At 62.6% G+C, this 19,287-nt stretch carries 20 protein-coding genes; 10 read left to right on the top strand and 10 right to left on the bottom strand.

The features are described from left to right. Window positions 1–37: 37 nt before the first annotated feature. Both DMY87_RS24170 and DMY87_RS24175 read right to left on the bottom strand, forming a co-directional pair. Complete coding sequence (locus DMY87_RS24170; RefSeq protein WP_165826219.1) at window positions 38–637, bottom strand: DedA family protein; 600 nt, start codon at window positions 635–637, stop codon at window positions 38–40. Then, window positions 634–993 carry a hypothetical protein gene (locus DMY87_RS24175; RefSeq protein WP_165826220.1) on the bottom strand — a complete coding sequence of 120 codons (360 nt, stop codon included), beginning with the start codon at window positions 991–993 and terminating at the stop codon, window positions 634–636. The genes DMY87_RS24170 and DMY87_RS24175 overlap by 4 nt, the downstream gene beginning before the upstream one ends. Window positions 994–1,090: 97 nt before the next feature. On the opposite strand from DMY87_RS24175, the gene ung reads away from it, so the two are divergent. From ung to DMY87_RS12780, 7 genes are all read left to right on the top strand, one after another. Beyond that, the gene (gene ung / locus DMY87_RS12750) at window positions 1,091–1,798 is read left to right on the top strand and encodes a uracil-DNA glycosylase (RefSeq protein WP_110791806.1); all 708 of its coding nucleotides are present in this window, start codon (window positions 1,091–1,093) and stop codon (window positions 1,796–1,798) included. A 138-nt stretch (window positions 1,799–1,936) separates the two neighbouring features. Beyond that, the gene (locus DMY87_RS12755; protein ID WP_110791807.1) at window positions 1,937–3,214 is read left to right on the top strand and encodes an NAD(P)/FAD-dependent oxidoreductase; all 1,278 of its coding nucleotides are present in this window, start codon (window positions 1,937–1,939) and stop codon (window positions 3,212–3,214) included. 108 nt (window positions 3,215–3,322) lie between these two features. After that, window positions 3,323–4,750 carry an aldehyde dehydrogenase family protein gene (locus DMY87_RS12760; protein ID WP_110791809.1) on the top strand — a complete coding sequence of 476 codons (1,428 nt, stop codon included), beginning with the start codon at window positions 3,323–3,325 and terminating at the stop codon, window positions 4,748–4,750. A 30-nt stretch (window positions 4,751–4,780) separates the two neighbouring features. Further along, the gene (locus DMY87_RS12765) at window positions 4,781–5,677 is read left to right on the top strand and encodes a DMT family transporter (RefSeq protein WP_110791811.1); all 897 of its coding nucleotides are present in this window, start codon (window positions 4,781–4,783) and stop codon (window positions 5,675–5,677) included. Between the two features lie 15 nt (window positions 5,678–5,692). Continuing rightward, window positions 5,693–6,082, top strand: coding sequence for a RidA family protein (locus DMY87_RS12770; RefSeq protein ID WP_110791812.1), 390 nt, complete (start codon window positions 5,693–5,695; stop codon window positions 6,080–6,082). 161 nt (window positions 6,083–6,243) lie between these two features. Further along, the gene (locus DMY87_RS12775; protein ID WP_110791814.1) at window positions 6,244–6,642 is read left to right on the top strand and encodes a DUF1236 domain-containing protein; all 399 of its coding nucleotides are present in this window, start codon (window positions 6,244–6,246) and stop codon (window positions 6,640–6,642) included. A 78-nt stretch (window positions 6,643–6,720) separates the two neighbouring features. Then, window positions 6,721–7,062: a hypothetical protein gene (locus DMY87_RS12780; protein ID WP_110791816.1), complete on the top strand. Its 342-nt coding sequence runs from the start codon at window positions 6,721–6,723 to the stop codon at window positions 7,060–7,062. A 93-nt stretch (window positions 7,063–7,155) separates the two neighbouring features. Here the strand turns inward: DMY87_RS12780 and DMY87_RS12785 are convergent, their stop codons facing one another. The 6 genes from DMY87_RS12785 to DMY87_RS12810 all read right to left on the bottom strand — a co-directional run bounded on the left by DMY87_RS12785 (window position 7,156) and on the right by DMY87_RS12810 (window position 13,928). Continuing rightward, window positions 7,156–7,737: an NAD(P)H-dependent oxidoreductase gene (locus tag DMY87_RS12785; protein WP_110791818.1), complete on the bottom strand. Its 582-nt coding sequence runs from the start codon at window positions 7,735–7,737 to the stop codon at window positions 7,156–7,158. Between the two features lie 515 nt (window positions 7,738–8,252). Continuing rightward, entirely contained in the window at window positions 8,253–9,665 is a 1,413-nt protein-coding gene (locus DMY87_RS12790; RefSeq protein ID WP_110791819.1) for an FAD-binding oxidoreductase, read from the bottom strand. 2 nt (window positions 9,666–9,667) lie between these two features. After that, window positions 9,668–10,981, bottom strand: a complete 1,314-nt coding sequence (locus DMY87_RS12795; protein WP_110791821.1) for a cytosine deaminase — start codon at window positions 10,979–10,981, stop codon at window positions 9,668–9,670. Continuing rightward, window positions 10,981–11,817: an ABC transporter permease gene (locus DMY87_RS12800; RefSeq protein WP_110791822.1), complete on the bottom strand. Its 837-nt coding sequence runs from the start codon at window positions 11,815–11,817 to the stop codon at window positions 10,981–10,983. Before DMY87_RS12800 ends, DMY87_RS12795 begins: the two co-directional genes overlap by 1 nt. After that, complete coding sequence (locus DMY87_RS12805) at window positions 11,817–12,665, bottom strand: ABC transporter ATP-binding protein (RefSeq protein ID WP_110791824.1); 849 nt, start codon at window positions 12,663–12,665, stop codon at window positions 11,817–11,819. The genes DMY87_RS12800 and DMY87_RS12805 overlap by 1 nt, the downstream gene beginning before the upstream one ends. Before the next feature lie 246 nt (window positions 12,666–12,911). Continuing rightward, window positions 12,912–13,928, bottom strand: a complete 1,017-nt coding sequence (locus DMY87_RS12810; RefSeq protein WP_110791825.1) for an ABC transporter substrate-binding protein — start codon at window positions 13,926–13,928, stop codon at window positions 12,912–12,914. A gap of 179 nt (window positions 13,929–14,107) precedes the next feature. Between DMY87_RS12810 and DMY87_RS12815 the strand changes: the two genes are divergently transcribed. After that, window positions 14,108–15,061, top strand: a complete 954-nt coding sequence (locus DMY87_RS12815) for a LysR family transcriptional regulator (RefSeq protein ID WP_110791827.1) — start codon at window positions 14,108–14,110, stop codon at window positions 15,059–15,061. 13 nt (window positions 15,062–15,074) lie between these two features. On the opposite strand, the gene DMY87_RS12820 is transcribed toward DMY87_RS12815, so the two are convergent. Continuing rightward, complete coding sequence (locus DMY87_RS12820; RefSeq protein ID WP_110792177.1) at window positions 15,075–15,875, bottom strand: creatininase family protein; 801 nt, start codon at window positions 15,873–15,875, stop codon at window positions 15,075–15,077. Window positions 15,876–16,073: 198 nt separating this feature from the next. On the opposite strand from DMY87_RS12820, the gene DMY87_RS12825 reads away from it, so the two are divergent. Then, a complete protein-coding gene (locus DMY87_RS12825) occupies window positions 16,074–16,835 on the top strand; it encodes a metallophosphoesterase family protein (protein WP_110792179.1) in 762 nt (253 codons plus the stop codon). Here DMY87_RS12825 and DMY87_RS12830 read toward each other — a convergent pair. Further along, window positions 16,832–17,734 (bottom strand): DMT family transporter, encoded by a 903-nt coding sequence (locus DMY87_RS12830; RefSeq protein ID WP_110792180.1) that lies wholly within the window; start codon window positions 17,732–17,734, stop codon window positions 16,832–16,834. The two genes, DMY87_RS12825 and DMY87_RS12830, sit on opposite strands and share 4 nt — an antisense overlap. Before the next feature lie 214 nt (window positions 17,735–17,948). Here DMY87_RS12830 and DMY87_RS12835 point away from each other — a divergent pair, with 214 nt between their 5' ends. Continuing rightward, window positions 17,949–19,247: an adenylosuccinate synthase gene (locus DMY87_RS12835; protein ID WP_110791828.1), complete on the top strand. Its 1,299-nt coding sequence runs from the start codon at window positions 17,949–17,951 to the stop codon at window positions 19,245–19,247. Window positions 19,248–19,287: the final 40 nt, after the last annotated feature.

Genomic DNA, 19,287 nt, shown 5'->3' on the forward strand with positions numbered 1-19,287 from the left:
GTTCGGCGAAGGCCTGTTTTCGGGGCCGTGCAGGCATTCAATCCTTGCTGCGCATGGCTTGCTGGAGCTTGAAGCCGAGGAATGCGGCAATAGCGCCGGCGGCCAGAAAGCCGCTGATGTTGCCACTGATCTCGGCCATCTGCGTGACGCTTTCGCTGAAGGTTGCGCCAAGCCCTGTATAGAGGCCAACCCAGACCGTCTCTCCAAGCAGGCCCGCCAGCGTGAAGCGCGGCCAGGAAAAGCCGGAGGCCCCGGCCATCAGGTTGAGATAGGGACCAAGGGGTGAAAGCAGCCAGCGCGTGAGAAAGACCGCGACATTGCCGCGTTCTTCCATTTCCCGTTCCGCCCGCTCGATCGCCTTGCGGCGCGACGGATTGCGCGCGACCAGCGGCACCAGCCGTCGGCCGGCGGTGCGCCCGATGATATAACCGAGCTGGTCCCCCGCTACGGCAGAGGCCAGCGCCACGACAATGACGATCCAAAGCGTGAAGTCGCCGGCGGCGGCAAGGGCGCCCATCAGCATCATGACGACCGAGGCGGGCAGCGGCGCGCCGAGGCAGCTCACGCATACGATGATGCCGAGCAGCGATAGCCCATAGGATGGAAGGGCCGCAAGCAGCGTCTCGGTCAGGGTCATTTCGTCAGGCCCTGACGGCGCAGGTCTGCGAGTGAGGCCTCGATCTCGGCCTTGAACGCTTCGAAGCTCTGGCCGCGTTGCTTGGCCAGTCGCTCCAGCGACGGTCGCGGGCCATCCTTTGGCGGGGGCGGCAGGTCGAGACCGCGGGCGAGGTTTTCGACCGGCACATGCCAGGAATGGGCGACGTAACCGATCGTCATCCAGGGGGCCGGTGGCAGGTCCTGGCGAACCGGGTCGCTCCAATAGGCAACGAAGAAGATCGTTCTTCCGGCAAAAAAGAGCGCCAGCGCCATCGCCGCCACAAAGGCTGACGTCAGGATGCGGTGGCGTTGCCATAGTCTGAAAAAGGGCGTCACGGTTCTCTTGTGCGCTCCGTTCGGCTTGAGGTTGACAGACCCGGTCACGGGTCCTCTATCGTCTGCACCATGTAAGCGAGAAGAGGGAGCGGCAGCAATGGCGGAGGCGCAAGTCAGGCTCGAGGACAGCTGGAAGGCTGTGCTGAGGGAGGAGTTCACGCGGCCCTATATGCGCGATCTCAAGGCGTTTCTGCAGCGTGAGAAGGCGGCCGGCAAACATATCTTCCCGAAAGGGCCTGAGTATTTCCGGGCGCTCGACCTGACGCCGCTCGATGAGGTCCGCGTGGTGATCCTCGGCCAGGATCCCTATCATGGGGCAGGACAGGCGCATGGGCTCTGCTTCAGTGTGCAGCCCGGCGTGCGCATTCCGCCGTCGCTGGTGAACATCTACAAGGAGCTGCAGAGCGATCTCGGCATTGCGCCTGTGCGGCACGGCTTCCTCGAACACTGGGCGCGCCAGGGCGTGTTGCTGCTCAACAGCGTGCTGACGGTGGAAGAGGCGCGGGCGGCCTCCCATCAGGGCCAAGGCTGGGAGCAGTTCACCGATGCGGTGATCCGCGCGGTCAACGAGGATTGCGAGCATGTCGTCTTCATGCTCTGGGGTTCCTATGCGCAGAAGAAAGCGGCTTTCGTCGACCGGTCGCGGCATCTGGTGCTGAAGGCGCCGCATCCCTCGCCATTGTCGGCGCATAATGGTTTCTTCGGTTGCCGGCATTTTTCACAGGCGAATGATTCCCTGGTTCAACAGGGCAGAAGCGCCATCGAGTGGCAGTTGCCTGAAAATCCGACATCGGAAAGCGCTTAATTAGTATTGCTGAAATATACGATTGCAAAACATATCCATTTTACTGTCAGATATATTTACAGCCTGACGTTGGTGGATTTTGACACAGCATTCGTCAAGATCAGACGATACGTTTGATCTCATTTCAGGTTTTTCTACATGCTCTCCCCTTTGCCGGGTTCGCCAGTCTGGCGCCGGCCCGCTGATGTGGTGTCGCAAGCATTGATCGACGGGCAGGTGGATCTGCTCGTGATCGGCGCCGGCTATCAGGGGTTGTCAGCGGCCTATCACGCGGCACGACAGGGCTTGAAAGTCCAGGTGATCGAAGCGCGGGGGGTGGGCGAGGGCGCATCCGGCTTGAATGGCGGACAGGTCATTCCCGGTCTCAAACATAATCCCGAGACGCTGTGCCAGATCCTTGGAGACGAGGCCGGCCAGCGGCTGGCCGACTTCTCTGCCGGTACGGCCGATGCCGTTTTCGACCTGATCCGTTCGGAGGGGCTGCCCGTCGAGCATCAGCGCGATGGCTGGATCCAGGCGGCACATACGCGCACCGCCATGCAGGCCGCCGTGCAGCGGAACCGCGAGTGGCGCCTGCGCGGCGCCGATGTGATGCTGCTCAATGAGGCGGAGATTTCACTGCTGACCGGGGCGAATGACTATTGCGGCGGCTGGCTGGATCGCCGCGCCGGCATGGTCAATCCGCTGGCGCTGGTGGTCGAGCTGGCACGGCTGGCGACCCGCTGCGGGGCCGGATTGCTGCTTGACGAGGCGGTGACACGGCTGCAGTCGAGAGACGCGCTGTGGGCGGCCTCCACCGATCGGGGGCGAACGCTGCTTGCCAAAAAAGTGCTCGTCGCGACCAATGCCTATTCCGATGGGCTCATTCCCGGCTTGGCCCGGAGCCTCGTCTGGCTGCACTCCTTTCAGATTGCCACCGCGCCGCTGCCGGCAGAACTCCTCGATCAGGTGTTGCCGGGCGGGCAGCCGGTCTCTGACAGCCGGCGCATTCTCGTCTACTACCGCCGAAGTCCCGACGGGCGGCTGGTGATGGGCGGGCGAGGGCCGATGCGCGAACCGCAGTCCGCCGCCGATTGGCTCCATCTGGAGCACGCCATGTTGCGGCTGTTTCCCAAGCTGCAGGGAACGCCGATCACACATCGCTGGTTTGGACGGGTCGCCATGACGCCTGATTATCTGCCGCATCTGCACGAGCCGGAGCCGGGCCTGTTCATGGTCGCTGGCTGCCAGGGCCGGGGTATCGGGCTGATGACGGCGCTCGGTCCGTGCCTGGCCGCCTATGCGGCAACGGGTGACGCTGCCGTCCTGCCTTTCCCGCTCACGCCGATCTCCCCGATCCCGTTTCATCGTTTCCGGCGGATCGGAGTGGCTGCGCATGTCGCCTGGTATCGCATGCTGGACCGGTTCGAGCGCTGACCCCTCGCGGTGGTTGGGGATTGGTCGCCTTCCGGTGTTCTGTCGCTTGAAGTCCCGCCCAGTGTGGCCAATAGTGATCCGTCAATTTTCGCAGGCCTTGGAGGCATGATGTCCAACTCCCTGAAATTCTTTATCGACGGCGCATGGGTCGATCCAATGGTGCCGGCCGTGCTGGATATCATCGATCCCTCGACGGAGGAGGCCTATACGCAAATCTCGGTCGGCAGCAAAGGCGATGTCGACCGGGCGGTTGCGGCTGCAAAAGCTGCCTTTTCGACCTTTTCGGTGACCGAGCCTGCGGAGCGGCTGGCGCTGCTCAAGCGCATCCTCGATGTCTATAACGAGCGCTACGAGGATATTGCCCAGGCGGTCAGCCGTGAAATGGGCGCGCCGATCGCCTTTGCCCGCGATGCCCAGGCATGGGCCGGCCGGGCGCATCTGGAAGCGACCATCGCCGCCTTCGAGCGCTTCGAATTTTCCGAACTGCGCGGCACCACCATGATCGTGCGCGAACCGATCGGTGTGTGCGCGCTGATCACGCCGTGGAACTGGCCGCTCAACCAGATCGTCTGCAAGGTGGCGCCTGCCATTGCTGCCGGCTGCACGGTCGTGCTGAAGCCGTCCGAAATCGCGCCGATCTCCGGCGTCATCGTCGCCGAAGTGATGGAAGCGGCCGGCACGCCGAAGGGCGTGTTCAACCTCGTCCAGGGGCGTGGTCCGGATGTCGGCCAGGTGATGGCGGGGCATCCGGATGTCGACATGGTGTCGTTCACCGGCTCGACCCGGGCCGGCATCATCGTTGCCAAGACGGCGGCGGATACGGTCAAGCGCGTGGCGCAGGAACTCGGTGGCAAGTCGGCCAATATCATCCTGCCCGATGCCGATCTGGAAACGGCGGTGCGCAAGGGCGTCGAAGGTTGCTTCGGCAATTCCGGCCAATCCTGCGATGCGCCGACCCGCATGCTGGTGCCGGCCGAATGGCATGACGAGGCGCTTCTGATTGCGCGTGAAGCGGCCGAAACCTTCAAGGTCGGCGATCCCCAGGCCGAGGACACCGTTCTTGGCCCTGTCGTCAGCGATGTGCAGTTCAACAAGATCCAGCGGCTGATCGAGGTCGGGATCGAAGAGGGCGCCCTGCTGGTCACCGGCGGGCCTGGCCGACCGGAAAATCTCAACCGCGGCTACTATGTCCGCCCGACCATCTTCGGCCATGTCACGCCGGACATGACGATCGCGCGCGAGGAGATCTTCGGGCCGGTTCTGTCGATCCTGCCTTACGAGACCGAGGAGCAGGCGATCGAGATCGCCAACGATACCGTCTATGGTCTGGCGGCTTATGTGCAGTCGACCGATATCGCGCATGCGCGGCGGGTTGCGGCGCGGATGCGGGCGGGCTCCGTCTATCTCAATTACCCGGACTGGGACACGATGGCGCCCTTCGGCGGTTACAAGCAATCGGGCAACGGTCGCGAATATGCCGACTGGGGCATCCACGATTTCCTCGAGATCAAGGGCATCGTCGGCTACGGAAGCTGACGGTGACCGCTCGGCAATGAGCACTCCGCCATGAGCCTCGACGATCCGCGTCAATACCGCTTCGGCCTTGTCTACGGCGCCATTTCGGCGCTTGCCTGGTCGTCGTCCGGATTGTTCATCCGGCATATCGGGGCCGACCTGATGACCATGCTGTTCTGGCGCGGTCTGTTCTCGGGAACGTGCGTCTTCCTGTTTTTCGTCTATCTCGAACGGAGCCGCGTGCCCGGCATCCTGCGCCGCATGGGGTGGCCGAGCGTCTGGACCATGGTCTTCTCGGCCGCCAGCATGGTGACCGGCATCGGCTCGATGTATTACACGGCGATTGCCGATGCGATGGTGATTTATGCCACCGTGCCCTTTGTGACGGCGGCGGTTGCCTTCGTCTTCATCGGCGAACGGCCCAGCCGCTCGACCCTCATCGCCAGTGCTGTCGCGTTGGTCGGCGTCGTTGTCATGCTGACCGATGCACAGGGGCCAAGCGGTGGGCTTTTCGGCAAGTTTCTAGCCGCCGTGATGACGCTCTGCGTCGCTGCCATGGCGACGCTGATGCGCAAGCATCGCGAGGTGCCGATGCTGCCGGCGATGGCGGGCTCTGCCTGGCTGTGTTCGCTCGTCACCTTCTGGTTTGCCGCGCCGCTGACGGTGACCATGGTCGACCTGCGGCTCATCATCCTCTTTGCCATCGTGCAGAACGCCATGGGGCTGATCTTCTACACCGCCTCGACCCGGCGGTTGCCGGCGGCGGATGCAAGCCTTCTGACGGCGCTCGAAGTGCCGCTCACGCCGCTCTGGGTCTGGCTGGTGCTGAGCGAGGTTCCGTCAGCCGGCACCCTGGTCGGCGGACCGATCGTGCTTGCCGCCCTGTTCGGACATATCCTCTATGAACTGCAACGCAACCGTACGGCGCCCGTTGCGCCGTCGTCCTGAGAAAGGTCGAGCGCCATGAAACGCAGCTTCAATCCGGTGTCTGTCCGCAAGCCCTTCGGTCACTACAATCACGGTCTGCTGGTGCCACCCGGGGCGAGCCTGCTGGTCACCTCGGGCCAACTCGGCATCCGTCCGGATGACAGCATTCCACCTGATGTGACCGGACAGGCCGAACTCTGCTTCGGGGCCATCCAGGCGATCCTGGCGGAGGCCGAGATGAGTTTTGCCGACGTCATCCGCATATCCGGCTTTGTAACAAGACGCGAAGATTTTCCCGCCTATATGGCCGTGCGCGACCGATATACTCTTGAGCCCAAGCCCGTTTCCACCCTGATTGTCGTCGGTGGCTTTACTCGGCCAGAATTCCTTGTCGAGGTGGAGGTAACGGCCGCGAAAGTCTTTTGACCGCCGTCGGTCGTTCTAGCCATAGTTTCGCTTTATATTTGCCGTCTTCGCCTTTTTTCTTTTTTACGCCGAGAATAGAGGGATGGTCAGGGTCGCGGAACAATTTGCCTTTCCGAGTGTTTTTGTCGTCGATGGCAGTCACTAACGGAAAGGATGCAGCCATGAAGACGAAGATTCTTGCTCTCGGAGCTCTGGTCATTGGTTCGATGGCGTCGCCCGTCCTCGCCCAGGAAGGTACCGTAACGGGTGCTGCTGGTGGGGCCGTGACAGGTGCTATTGTCGGTGGTCCGGTTGGCGCCGCCGTCGGTGGTGTTGTCGGTGCAATTGCCGGCACCGCCGTTGCCCCGCCGCCGGCACCCGTGGTCACCTATGTGCAGCAGCAGCCGGCCCCGGCTCAGCCGGTGATCATCGAACAGCAGGTGGCCGTCGGCCAGCCGCTGCCGAAGCAGATCGTGCTGACCCCGATCCCCGAGCAGCCGACCTATGCCTATGCGGTGGTCAACAACCAGCGCGTCATCGTCGACCCTGACACCTACGTGGTCGTCGGCGTAGTGCAGTAATCGAACGCCCGATCAATTCCACCCATTCTGCCGGCGAAGCATGAAGATGCACGCCGCCACCAGCAAGGAGTTTACACCATGGACCAACGTCCTGATCCCCGCCTCGATACGCGGCCGAACGTCACCCAGAACGCCGGGATGAGCGGCGCCAGCTGGGGCATCGCCATTCTGCTGATCGTCGTGATCGCAGCTGCCGCCTTCTTCGTGTTCGGCAACCGCGACATGGCAACGACCACGGCTCCGGCCACCTCGACCACCGAGCCGGCCACGCCGCCCGCAGCAACGACCCCGCCGGCTGAACCGGCCCCGGCACCGGCAGCCCCGCCTGCCGATACCGCCCCGGCCACGCCGCCGGCTGCCGATCCGGTGACCCCGCCGCCGGCAACCACCCCGGCCACGCCGCCGGCCACGACCCCGTAATCCGGGTCTCCTGAGACAATGAAGGCCAGCCCTGACCGGGCTGGCCTTTTGCTTGTCTGGCACTTGTTTGTCCGGCCTTGCGGCGATCGATGCTCAGAACATCTCCATCTCGCGCCGGACCTTTTCCATGAAGGCGGCGCGGGTTTTTTCCGTGCAGTTGTTCATGTCGTAATGGGCGAGATATCTGACCGGGGCACCGATCTTGATCTGGGCGCGGATGACCCGCTTGACGATCTTTTTCGGCGGATTGCCGGCGAGGAAGGCGCGCATCGGGGTTGCGCCATAGGTCATGACGGCGGCGAGCTTTTTGATGTGGCGGAGCGTGGGCGTGAGCTTGCCGTCCACCAGATCAAAGGAGACGCCGGGCAGCCAGACGCGGTCGAAATAGCCCTTCAGCATGGCCGGGAAGCCGAAATTCCAGACGGGGGTGACGATGACAAGCGCTTCGGCCTTCTTGAGGCGGTCGACATAGGGTTTCACCAGCGTCAGATTGTCGGGGATGTCGTGATAGACGCGACGGTCATGGGCCGACAGCACCGGGTCGAAGCCCTCCTCGTAAAGATTACAGCCATCGACCTCGTGGCCGGCCTTTTCCAAGCTTTCGCAGGTGAGCTTGTAGAGCGCCCGGCCGAAGCTTTCTTCGAGGGGGTGGGAGTGGAGAACGAGTACGCGCATGCCAAAAGCTCCAAGTCGTTGCCCGCTGCGTCAACAGTCGGGGTCCAGTTGAAAACTTCCGCGCCGTTTGTCCCAGCATCCCGATCCTTCGCCGCCAGATGCCGAGGGATAGGGGATGCCATGTCAGGTTTGCATGAGCCGAGTGGTTCGGCTGGGAGTACCTTCGGAATGGGTGTCAGTGGCGGTTGGATCTGGTTCCTTGGTAGTGGTTTAGCTGTCTGGTGTGGCGTGTGGGGTACCCCCCTCTGTCCTGCCGGACATCTCCCCCTCAAGGGGGGAGATTGGATGGGAGGCCGGTGTCGATTCCTTCAATCGCTGCTGGTGGTGCTACCTCGTCGGGCCGTGTTTCATAATTTCACGTATTCATTCGCTAACCCCGAACTGAAACGGTTCTGGCCAGGTAAGGCGTCTGCCGCATTCCGATCTCCCCCCTTGAGGGGGAGATGCCCGGCAGGGCAGAGGGGGGTACCCCACAAGCCGCGCATAGCGAGACACACCCACGCACCGTCGCTCCCCTATTCCCCAGCCTCCGCAAACACCTCCAGCCCCGGAAACAGATAATTCTTGCCCGCCGCAAAATCGAAATCCGGGTTCTCCCAGGCGATCATCTTGCCGGGGTTCAAGAGACCCTTTGGATCGGTCTCCTTCTTGAAGGCGAGCTGGACCTGATCGGTCTGCTTCATGCCGCCTTCTTCGAGCGTGTAACGGTGCGGGTTGAAGATCGGGCAGCCGTTTTCTTCGTGGATGCGGATGATCTCTTCCAGCCGCTCCTTCGTCGTGTAGCGCACCAGCGGCAGGCCGGCGCACTGGATCTGGCCGTCGAACTTGATGAATTCGAGATGGCCGATCACCTCGTCGGGGAAGAGCTCGGTCATGATCTTGACCTTCTCGACGTGATCGGGACCGGGATACTGGACCTGGAGATAGGTGATGTTGCTGTCGAGCTTCAGCGCTCTCAGCGTCGTGTGGTTCCAGGCCAGCTCATAGGCATGCGGAATGCCCTTCATGCTCTCGACCGTGTCGGAGCGGAAACGCACGTCCCCCTTCACCTTCTCGGCAAACGCCAGGAAGGGTTCGATCGAGTGCGGGGCGACCATCAGGACCACCACGGACTGGCCTTCCTTCAGCCAGGGCTTGTGGCGGGTGAAGTAGTCGTAAGGGATCGGGGCTGCGATCGGGGCGACTTCCTTCAAGAGGATGCCGTTCTTGTGGGCGAGGGCATCGGCGAATTTCACCGCATCCATGAAGTCGTCATAACCGACGATGACGTCGACCCAGTCGTAAGCGGGGGCGAGCGGCATTTCGACTTCGGTGATGATGCCATTGGTGCCATAGGCGTGCGAAACCTTCTGCAGGTCCCAGGCGGAGAGTTCGAGCACGCGCGGCTCGGCTTCCATGGTCACGACACGCAGACGCAGGATGTTGCCGAGATCGCGCAGGCCGCCCCAGGTGATCGATCCGACGCCGCCGGAGCCGCCGGCGATGAAGCCGGCGACGGACGCGGTCTGGGCGGTCGAGGGGTGGAAGCGCAGTTCCTGGCCGGAATGGGTCTTGGTCTGCTTGTCGAGTTCGGAGATGATGATGCCTGGTTCGCAGATGACGCGGCCGGGCAGGATCTCCTTCACCTTGTTCATGTTGATGAGGTTCAGCACGATGCCGCCCGAGAGTGGCATGGCCTGGCCATAATTGCCGGTGCCGCCGCCGCGCGGGGTGACCGGCACGCCATGGGCATAGGCGACTTTCAAGACCCGGATCACCTCTTCTTCCGTGGTCGGCGAGATAACGAGGTCGCCGACGACATTGTCGAGTTCTTCCTTCAGGATCGGCGAATACCAGTAGAAGTCACGGCTCTTCTGTTTGATCAGAGCCGGATTGTCTTCGACGGCGATGCCTGCCAGCTCTTCCTTGATTTGGGCGTAGTCGGCCATGGCTAAACTCCAAGCAGCGGGTCAAGGTCTCGGTAATCCGGCAGGCTGCGGTCGATGCCCATGCCATTCCGCATCACGATGCGGTCAGCCTGCGGACGGGACAAAAATTCGCTCCAGCGGCGGGCGCTGAAGAGGACGAGATCGGCGCGGCCGCCGACGGTGATGCGGCCGTGGTCGGGGCGCTTCAGGATGTCGGCGGGTGTGCGGGTGACGACCCTCGCTGCGGTGTCCAGCGGATGGTCGAGATGGATGATGCGCACCGCCTCGCGAAAAACCTCGACGGGATCGAGATCGCCATAGGCGTAGAAGGGATCGCGGGTGTTGTCGGACGAGACGGCGGTGGCGACGCCGGCTGCCGTCAGTTCGTGGAAGAGGGTGACGCCGCGCTGGCGGGGCGTGCGGCCGGCATGACGGTCCTGCAGATACATGTTGCACATCGGCAGCGAGACGACCGAGAGGCCAGCCTCCGCCACCAGATGGATGGTGCGTTTTGCCACCTCCTCATCCTGCCGGGCGAGCGAGCAGCAATGGCCGACGGTGACGGATCCTTCGAAGCCGTTGCGGATCTTGGCTTCCGCGATGGTCTTCAGCGTAAGGGTTTCCTTGTCCTGCGTCTCGTCGACATGCAGGTCGATATCGAGGCCGTTTTCCGAAGCGGTGCGGAACAGGATGTCGAGCTTCTGGTCGAGGCCCGGCATCAGATAGGTGACGCCGCCGAGCAGGCCCTTGTTGGCGACGATGACCTCGACCAGATCCTTGAAGAAGGCCTCGTCGGTGATCTGGTCGAAGGGGAAGAGGGCGGCCGCCTGCAGGTCGATCTTGCCGGCCCAGGTCTCGCGGACTTCGGAAAATACCTCGAAGGAGATGCGGTGCTGGGGCGCCAGGCTGTCGAGATGGGTGCGGATCAGGCTGGTGCCATGGGCGTAAGCTGTCTTCAGCGAGAATTCCATGCGGGCTCTGACGTCCGCAGCCGACCAGCGGGCCTCGCGATCGGTCTTCACGGCTTCCAGAGCGCCGATGAAATCGCCCGACGGGTTCGGCCGGCGGTCCCAGATATGACCCTTGTCGAGATGGGTGTGCATGTCGACGAAGGTCGGCCAGACCATGCCGTTGCGGAGATCCGTGGACGGCAGGCCTGATGGGGCGGTCCCAGGCTTCAGGATCGCCTCGACCTTGCCATCGGCCACCACGATGTCGGCGCTGATCAAGCCCTCGCAGGCGGGGGCTTCGACACCATCGACGCAGATCTGCGGCAGCGTCGCATTGGCGAGCACGAAACGTTTGGCGGCGGGAAGGGCGGTGACCGGGCTCGACATCAGTTTTCTCGTTTCAGGCTGCTCTCATGCCAGCGATGCAGCGCCAGCCAGGAAATGAAGGAGGTGATGGCAAAAATCACCACGCCCAGGCAGGAGAGCAGGAACAGGGCGGCAAACAGGCGCGGAATGTTCAGGCGGAACTGGGCCTCGAGCAGGCGGAAGGCAAGGCCCGATCCGGCACCGGCGGAACCGGCGGCAAATTCGGCAACGACGGCGGCGATCAGCGCGAGGCCGCCGCCGATGCGCAGCCCCGTCATGAAATAGGGGAGCGAAGCGGGGAGCTTCAGGTAAAGCAGGGTCTGCCAACGCGAGGCGCCATAGAGGTCGAAGAGGTTCAGGAGATTATGATCGACGCTTTTCAGGCCCTGCACCATGTTCGAGAGGATCGGGAAGAACGCGACGAGGAAGGCGCAGATGAGGAGTGCTACCTGCGTCGAGGGCGCGTAGATCAGGATCAGGGGCGCGATCGCCACGATCGGGGTCACCTGCAGGATGACGGTGATCGGATAGAAGGCGATCTCGATCCATTTCGACTGCACGAGGAAGACGGCGATGCCGACGCCGCCGGCGAGCGCCAGCGCCAGAGACATCAGCGTGATCTTGGTGGTGACCCAGAGGGCGGGCGACAGCGTGCCCCAGTCCTTGAAGAGGGCACCGGCGACGGCGATCGGGCCGGGCAGGATGTATTGCGGCACGCCGGAGACCCAGACGCCGACCTGCCAGATGACGATCAGCAGGCAGACGACGAGGATGGGCACGAGGATCTTGAGGAGCGTTTCGCCATAGAGCGCGGTGAAACGGGGGTGTGCGGGGGAGGCATGCGCCGCGTTGCTCATCAGTGGAACTCCGTTCCTGCGGCAAGGGGGAAACCGATCGCCTCCATCAAGGAGCCGGAGACCTTTTCACATGTCGCGCGGTACTCTTCCGAGGTGCGGTAGAAGGCGTCGCGGTCGAGGCTGGTCTGCAGCGGGAAATCGGCATGAACCCGCCCCGGCCGCGCCTTCATGACCACGATGCGGCTGGAGAGATAGGCGCTTTCGAAGACGGAATGGGTGACGAAGATGACGGTGATGCCGGTCTCCTTCCAGAGCTTCAGCACGTCGTCGTTCAGCTTCTGCCGGGTGATTTCGTCCAGTGCCGCGAAGGGCTCGTCCATCAAAAGCAGTTTCGGCTTGGTGACCAGAGCACGGGCGATCGAGACTCGCATCTTCATGCCGCCCGACAGTTCGCGCGGATAGGCGTCGGCGAAGTCTTTCAGCCCGACGCGGTCGAGGGCGGCGATGATGTCGTCATGGGCCGCATGCTTTGAAATGCCGCGCAGTTTCAGGGGCAGGTGGACATTGCCGAAGACGGTCGCCCAGGGCATCAGCGTTGGTTCCTGGAAGACGAAGGAGATATCGCCGTCGGGCAGGCCCTTGGCAGTGATGCGGGAGCTCGGCCAGTCGATCTTGCCGGTCGTGGTGTCGCCCAAGCCGGCGATGATCCGGAGTGCCGTCGACTTGCCGCAGCCGGAAGGTCCCAGCAGCGAGACGAATTCACCGCCATTGACGGTGAGCGACATGCCTGTCAGCGCGACCGTGCCGCTGGAAAAGACCTTGGACACGTCCTTCATCACCACAAGCGCCCGGCGCTGTTCGGGAGGGGGCGGGGTGATGGGGTCTTCGGTTGGTGGCGAACTGGTCATTCTGTCTCGCGATACATCCGCGTTGCATTCTGGTGTTGCGGCAGGGGTGGCGTTGCGAGGTGGGATACCCCCCTCTGTCACTGCGTGACATCTCCCCCACAAGGGGGGAGAGCGGGGCGCCGCGTTTGCCGCGCTGTTCAGCACTCCAAAAGCGGGCGACGGGCCTACCGCTCAGCCGGTCTCCCCCCTTGTGGGGGAGATGCCCGGCAGGGCAGAGGGGGGGAACGCCTCCGCCCCGTTGTCTCATTACTTCTTCAACGCCAGCCCCACGCCCTTGCAGACGAACTGGGTGGTGTAGGCCTTCTTGTAGTCGAGATCAGCTGGCTGGACGCCGATCTGGACCATGGCGTCGAAGAAGGCCCTGTACTTCTCGTCGGTCATGCAGCCGATGCCCTTGTCCAGCGCTTCGCCGGATTCAACGATGCCGTATTCCTTCATCTTCTTGATCGAGTATTCGATCTGACCATCCGTCATTTCCGGATTGTCCTTCTTGATGAGGTCGTTGGCGGCCTTGTTGTCGCCGTAGAGGTAGTTGTACCAGCCCTCGGCCGAGGCATCGACGAAGCGCTGCACGACATCAGGCTTGGTCTCAACCATGGTCGCCGTGGTGGTGATCATCGTCGAATAGGGGTTGTAGCCGTTGTCGGCGAGCAGGAAGACTTTCGGTGCCCAGCCGGCCTGCTTCTCAATCTCATAGGGTTCCGAGGTCAGGTAACCCTGCTGGGCGGACTTCGGATCGGCGATGAAGGGGGCCGGGTTGAAGGTGTAGGGCTTGTACTTCTCGTCGGTGAAGCCCTCGAAGTTCTTCTTCATCCACTCGTAATAGGTGACGTAGCCGTCCTTGCCCATGAAGATCGAATCGAGCTTGGCGAGGTCGCCGAATTTCTCGATGCCTTGATCCGGGTGGGCGAGCAGGACCTGCGGGTCCTTCTGGAAGATGGCGGCGACGTCGATCAGCGGGATGCCTTCCTTCACGGCGTCCATTTCGCCGAGCGGGCTGCCCATGTAGAAATCAACCTTGCCGGCGATCAAAAGCGCGCGGTTGGCGGCCTGCGGCCCCCCCTGGACGACCGTAACCTTCAGGCCGTATTTCTCATAGGTGCCGTCGGCGACGGCCTGGTAGAAACCGCCATGTTCGGCCTGGGCGAGCCAGTTGGTGCCGTAGGTGACTTCGTCGAGGGCGAAGGCAGCCGAGGTGGAGGCCAGCGATGTCGCGAGGCCGAAAAGGGCGATGAGACTTGTCTTGGTGAGCGTGTCGCGCATTGATCGTTCCCCTTGTCCGTTGCGGGGCCTGTTTTCAGGCTCCCTTTTCCGGCATTTGAGCGGCTGGCATGCGTCTTGAAAAGCATCAAAATTCGTCCGCATCGATGCCTTTTTTGCACTGGTCGCGAGAATGCTGCATAGTGATGCGGCATGACTAATTTTTGCGCAGCGGAGGTCTCGTGCTTCACTCCCGAAAGCTCGTCTATATCAATGAAATCGTTCGATGCGGCTCGATCCGCAAGGCGGCGGCGCGGCTGAATGTCGCCTCGTCCGCGGTCAATCGGCAGATCCTGGCGCTGGAGGAAGAACTGGGTGCACCGATCTTCGAGCGTTTGCCGAAAGGCCTGCGGCTGACGGCGGCCGGAGAGTTATGCGTCGAGCACATTCGCGACGTCTTGAAGAATTACGAGCGGCTGGAGGGGCGGCTCAGGGGCCTCAAGACGCCGCAGATCGGCAAAGTGTCGCTTGTGACGACCGTCGGTCTTGCCTCAGGGCCGTTGCCGGCGATCCTTTCGGGTTTCATTGCCAAACACTCGCGGGTGCAGATCAAGCTGCGCAGCGATGGCGGGGTGACGACGATCAATCCAGTGCTCACAGGCGAGGTGGATGTCGGCCTAGGGTTCAACATACCGGCAACGCCGGGCATCCGGACGCTCGCCAATTTCGACGTTCCTGTCGGCGTGGTGCTGCCGCCCGGGCATCGGCTGGCACAAGAGGAGGGGCCGATCGATCTGGTCGAGGTGGTGCAGGAGCCGCTGGTCCTGGCACAATCAGGCACCAGCCTGCGCAACATCATCGACTTAGCGCTGGCGCCCCTGCCGCTGCCGGTCGATCCGGTGGTCGAGACGAATTCCTCCGAATTGATGAAGCAGCTGGTGAAGGCCGGCACCGGGCTGACGCTGCTCAACCCGCTTGATGCGCTGGCCGAATGCCGGCGCGGGGAGCTGGTCTTCCGGCCCCTCACAGAGGCGCATGTGCGCCACCAGCCGATGAAGCTGTTCGCCCGCGCACGCGCCACGCTCGATTCGGCCACCAGCTTGTTCATCGAATATCTGATGCAGGAACTGATCGTGCTGGTTCAGGATCTCAAGGACCGGGGCCATATCCCTGAAAGCATTCGCGGAAGCGCGTGATGCTGAGGGTGTGTCAGCCCGGCGTGTAGAGGTTGGAGAGGGGATAGGCGGCGACGTCGCGCAGGAGTTCGATGAAGCCGGCCACCTGATGCTTGCAGATGGCCTCGCCCTTGTCCGCCGTGCCCTTGGAGGCATCGCCGACCACGCCATGCGGGTTGAGGTCATGCGCGATCCAGGCCAGTGAATGGGGCGGGAGCGGTGTGAGGAATTTGGAGTTGGCGCGGATCTCCTCGGCCTTCGAGACGAAATTCTGAGCCTTGTCCATGCGCACCAGTTCGGGCCGGAAATGCAGCATCAGCGACGTCTCGACCTCGCCGCCATGAATGCCGTAGCGGCTCTCATGCTCGGAGATCATGCCCTCGGGATTGCCGAAGCGGCCCCATTGGGTGGAGACGACGACCATCTGGTGGCGGACGCGCAATTCGCGGGCAACAATGCTCATGACATCGACATTGCCGCCATGCGAATTGACGATGACGAGTTTGCGGATGCCGGCTTCGGCGACCTTGGCGCCGATCGCCGTCCAGGCGGGGATGAGGATTTCCGGGCCGAAGGACAGGCTGCCGGGACCATAGACATGTTCGTTGGCCTTGCCGATCTCCTGGGTCGGCAGGACGAGAAAGTCGAGGTCGTCAGGGCGCTGGACCTTCAGTTCCGCCAGCATGCCGTTGGCAATCGCGACATCGGTCGCGATCGGCAGATGCGGCCCGTGTTGTTCGGTCGAGGCGATCGGCAGGATGGCGATCGTGGTGTCGGCAGACAGCGTGGCGAAATCCGTCGTCACCAGTTCATTCCAGTAGAAGGGTTTCGCCATGGCCGGTCCTCGCTGTCTCTTGTTTTTGACCGATAAGGCAAAACAGCGGGCTTCGAAAAGCATCATATTCAGTGCAGGCCGCTGCCTTTTTGGATGCGCATTCGAGCACGCGACGGCTGGAAAGAACATTGCAGTCGGGTGCCGCGCCGATGCATGATGGAGCGGACAGACGCCTATCTCATGCAAAGGAATATCGGAATGCCGACGGAACAGCTTGATACGTGCGAGCGGCGGCCGCGGCTGGAGATCGAGCCGGGGAACTATTCCACCATCTATGCCGTGGGCGACGTGCATGGCTGCCTCGAACCGCTGCTGGCGCTGGAAGAGACGATTCGGGACGATGCGAGCCTGCGTGAAGGGCGCAAACTGATCGTCATGCTCGGCGACTATGTCGACCGCGGGCCACAATCGGCGGCGGTGCTCTATCACCTCAACGCCACACCGCCTGCCGGCTTCGACCGCATCTGCCTGCGCGGCAATCACGACGATGCCTTCCTCGACTATCTGGAGGGGGATCCGGCCGGCGACTGGTTTCTGGACCACGGAGCGGAGAACACACTGCGATCCTACGGCGTCGATCTGGAGGCTCACGGGGCGTTTACCGCGTCCAACTTCGCGCTGCGCCAGGCGGTCCGCGCAGCGGTCCCACCTGCGCATGTCGAGTTCCTGCAGTCCATGCCGGTGCTGGTGACCGTTGGCCCCGAGGTCTTCGTGCATGCCGGTATCCGGCCGGGACGGCCGCTTGATGAGCAGGTGGACGACGACCTTTTGTGGATCCGACGCTCGTTCATCGATCTGGGGCCGGGTTTGCCGGTGCGCGTCTTTCACGGCCATACGCCGATGCGCGAGGCCTTTGTCGGCCCCGGCCGCGTCAGCCTCGATACGCATTGCTACAAGTCCGGCCGGCTGACGGCGGCACGGCTGGCGAAGGGCGAGGTGGAGATCCTCTCGGTCGGCTAGGCGGTCGTGTTGGCCGGATCGCGCGGCTTGCCCCATTCGGCAATCGCGATCCCGCCGAGCACGAGGGCGAGCGCCACGACGTGGAAGACTTCCAGCGTTTCGCCGAGCAGGGTGATCGACAGAAGCGTGCCGAAAACAGGCACGAGATTGATGAAGAGGCCCGCCCGGTTGGCGCCGATTCCTTCCACGCCCTTGATGTAGAGGATCTGCGAGATCAGGGAGGGGAAGAGGCCGCAATAGAGAATGATCAGCCAGCCGCGCGTGTCGGGCAGAATCATCTGGCCTTCGCCCGCCTCCCACCAGAGAAGCGGCAGGCTGGTCAGCGCTGCGGCCAGCGCCGGCATGGCCATCAGACTTTTCCAGTGCACGGCCGGTTTCCAGCGCAGCGAGATCGTGTAGGCGGCATAAGCCAGGCCGGCGCAGCCCATCAGCAGATCGCCGTAGTTGAGGGTCAGGGTGAGGAGCGTCTGCAGATTGCCATGCGAAGCGGTGATGGCCGCGCCGGCAAAACTGATGACGAAGCCGAGGATCTGGATGCCGGATACCCGAATGCGGAAGAGCAGGAAGTTGATGACGAAGATCAGGACCGGGATCGCCCCCTGTTCGATCGCCCCGTTGACCGCGCTCGTGTATTTCAGCGCCGTATAGAGAAAGCCGTTGAAGGCGGCGTAACCAACGGTGCCGTAGAAGATCAGCAGCTTCCAGTTGGCCTTCAGCACGTCCCAGTCCTTGCGGATCTGCGGGATGGAGATCGAGGCAATCACCAGGGTTGCCACGGCCCAACGGCCAAAGCTCAACGCCATCGGACTGACATGGCCGAGCGCCATCTTGCCGGCGATTGTATTGCCGCCCCAGAGAAGCGTGGTGATGACCAGATAGACATAGGCGCGGATCGGCAAAGGCATTCTTCCCTGCATGTCTGCGCCCAATCCGGGAAACATCAGAGGGCATCCCTCACGGCGCGAATTGGCTCGGAAATAGGCGAGGGGTCGACCTTTGTCACGCAAAAAGCCAAATCGCCCTGCAAAACGGGTCGATTTCCCAAAAACAACACAGTATAGATGCGCGGGTTTGGGTAGGGCGCAGACGCTGCGCATTAAACAGGATTCTGAAATGACGAATGTCGTGGTGATTGGTTCGCAATGGGGTGACGAGGGCAAGGGCAAGATTGTCGACTGGCTCTCCGAACGGGCGGATATCGTGGTCCGCTTCCAGGGTGGACATAATGCCGGCCATACGCTCGTTATCGACGGCGTCTCCTACAAGCTCTCGCTTTTGCCCTCGGGCGTCGTGCGTCCGGGCAAGAAGGCTGTCATCGGCAATGGCGTCGTCGTGGACCCGCATGCCCTGATCGCCGAAATCGGCCGCCTGAAGGATCAGGGCGTCGAAGTCACGCCGGACAATCTGCGCATCGCCGAGAATGCCACGCTTATCCTGTCGCTGCACCGCGAACTCGACGGCATGCGCGAAGACGCGGCCTCGAACAGCGGCACCAAGATCGGCACCACCCGTCGCGGCATCGGTCCTGCCTATGAAGACAAGGTCGGTCGTCGGGCGATCCGAGTCATGGATCTTGCCGATCTCGACGCGCTGGAAGGCAAGGTCGAACGCATCCTCACCCATCACAACGCGCTGCGTCGCGGTTTTGGCGTGGCCGAAATCGAGCACAAGACGATCATGGAGGAGCTGACCTCGATCGCCGATCGTGTGCTGCCCTTCATGGATTCGGTCTGGGTGCTCTTGGACAAGGAACGTCGCAAGGGTTCGCGCATCCTGTTCGAAGGCGCTCAAGGCTCGTTGCTCGACATCGACCACGGCACCTATCCTTTCGTCACCTCGTCGAACACGGTTGCCGGCCAGGCCGCTGCCGGTTCGGGCATGGGGCCTGGTTCGCTCGGCTACATCCTCGGCATCACCAAGGCCTATACGACGCGCGTCGGTGAAGGCCCGTTCCCGACCGAACTCACCGACGAAATCGGCCAGTTCCTCGGCGAGAAGGGCCATGAGTTCGGCACGGTGACCGGCCGCAAACGCCGTTGCGGCTGGTTCGATGCGGCTCTGGTCCGCCAGTCGGTTGCCACCAATGGAATCACCGGCATTGCACTGACCAAACTCGACGTTCTCGATGGCCTCGACGAGCTGAAGATCTGCGTCGGCTACAAGCTGGATGGCCAGGAAATCGATTACCTGCCGGCCGCCCAGGCTGCCCAGGCACGTGTCGAGCCTATCTACATCACGCTCGAAGGCTGGAAGGAATCCACCGTCGGTGCCCGCAAATGGGCCGATCTGCCGGCTCAGGCGATCAAATATGTCCGTCAGGTTGAGGAGCTGATCGGTGCGCCGGTTGCACTTCTGTCGACAAGTCCCGAACGCGACGACACGATACTTGTGACGGACCCCTTCGAGGACTAATCTGAAGGTTAACGATTTTTGCCGGCACGGCGGGCCGGCT

Source organism: Peteryoungia wuzhouensis (assembly GCF_003205195.1).
GTDB lineage: Bacteria > Pseudomonadota > Alphaproteobacteria > Rhizobiales > Rhizobiaceae > Allorhizobium > Allorhizobium wuzhouense.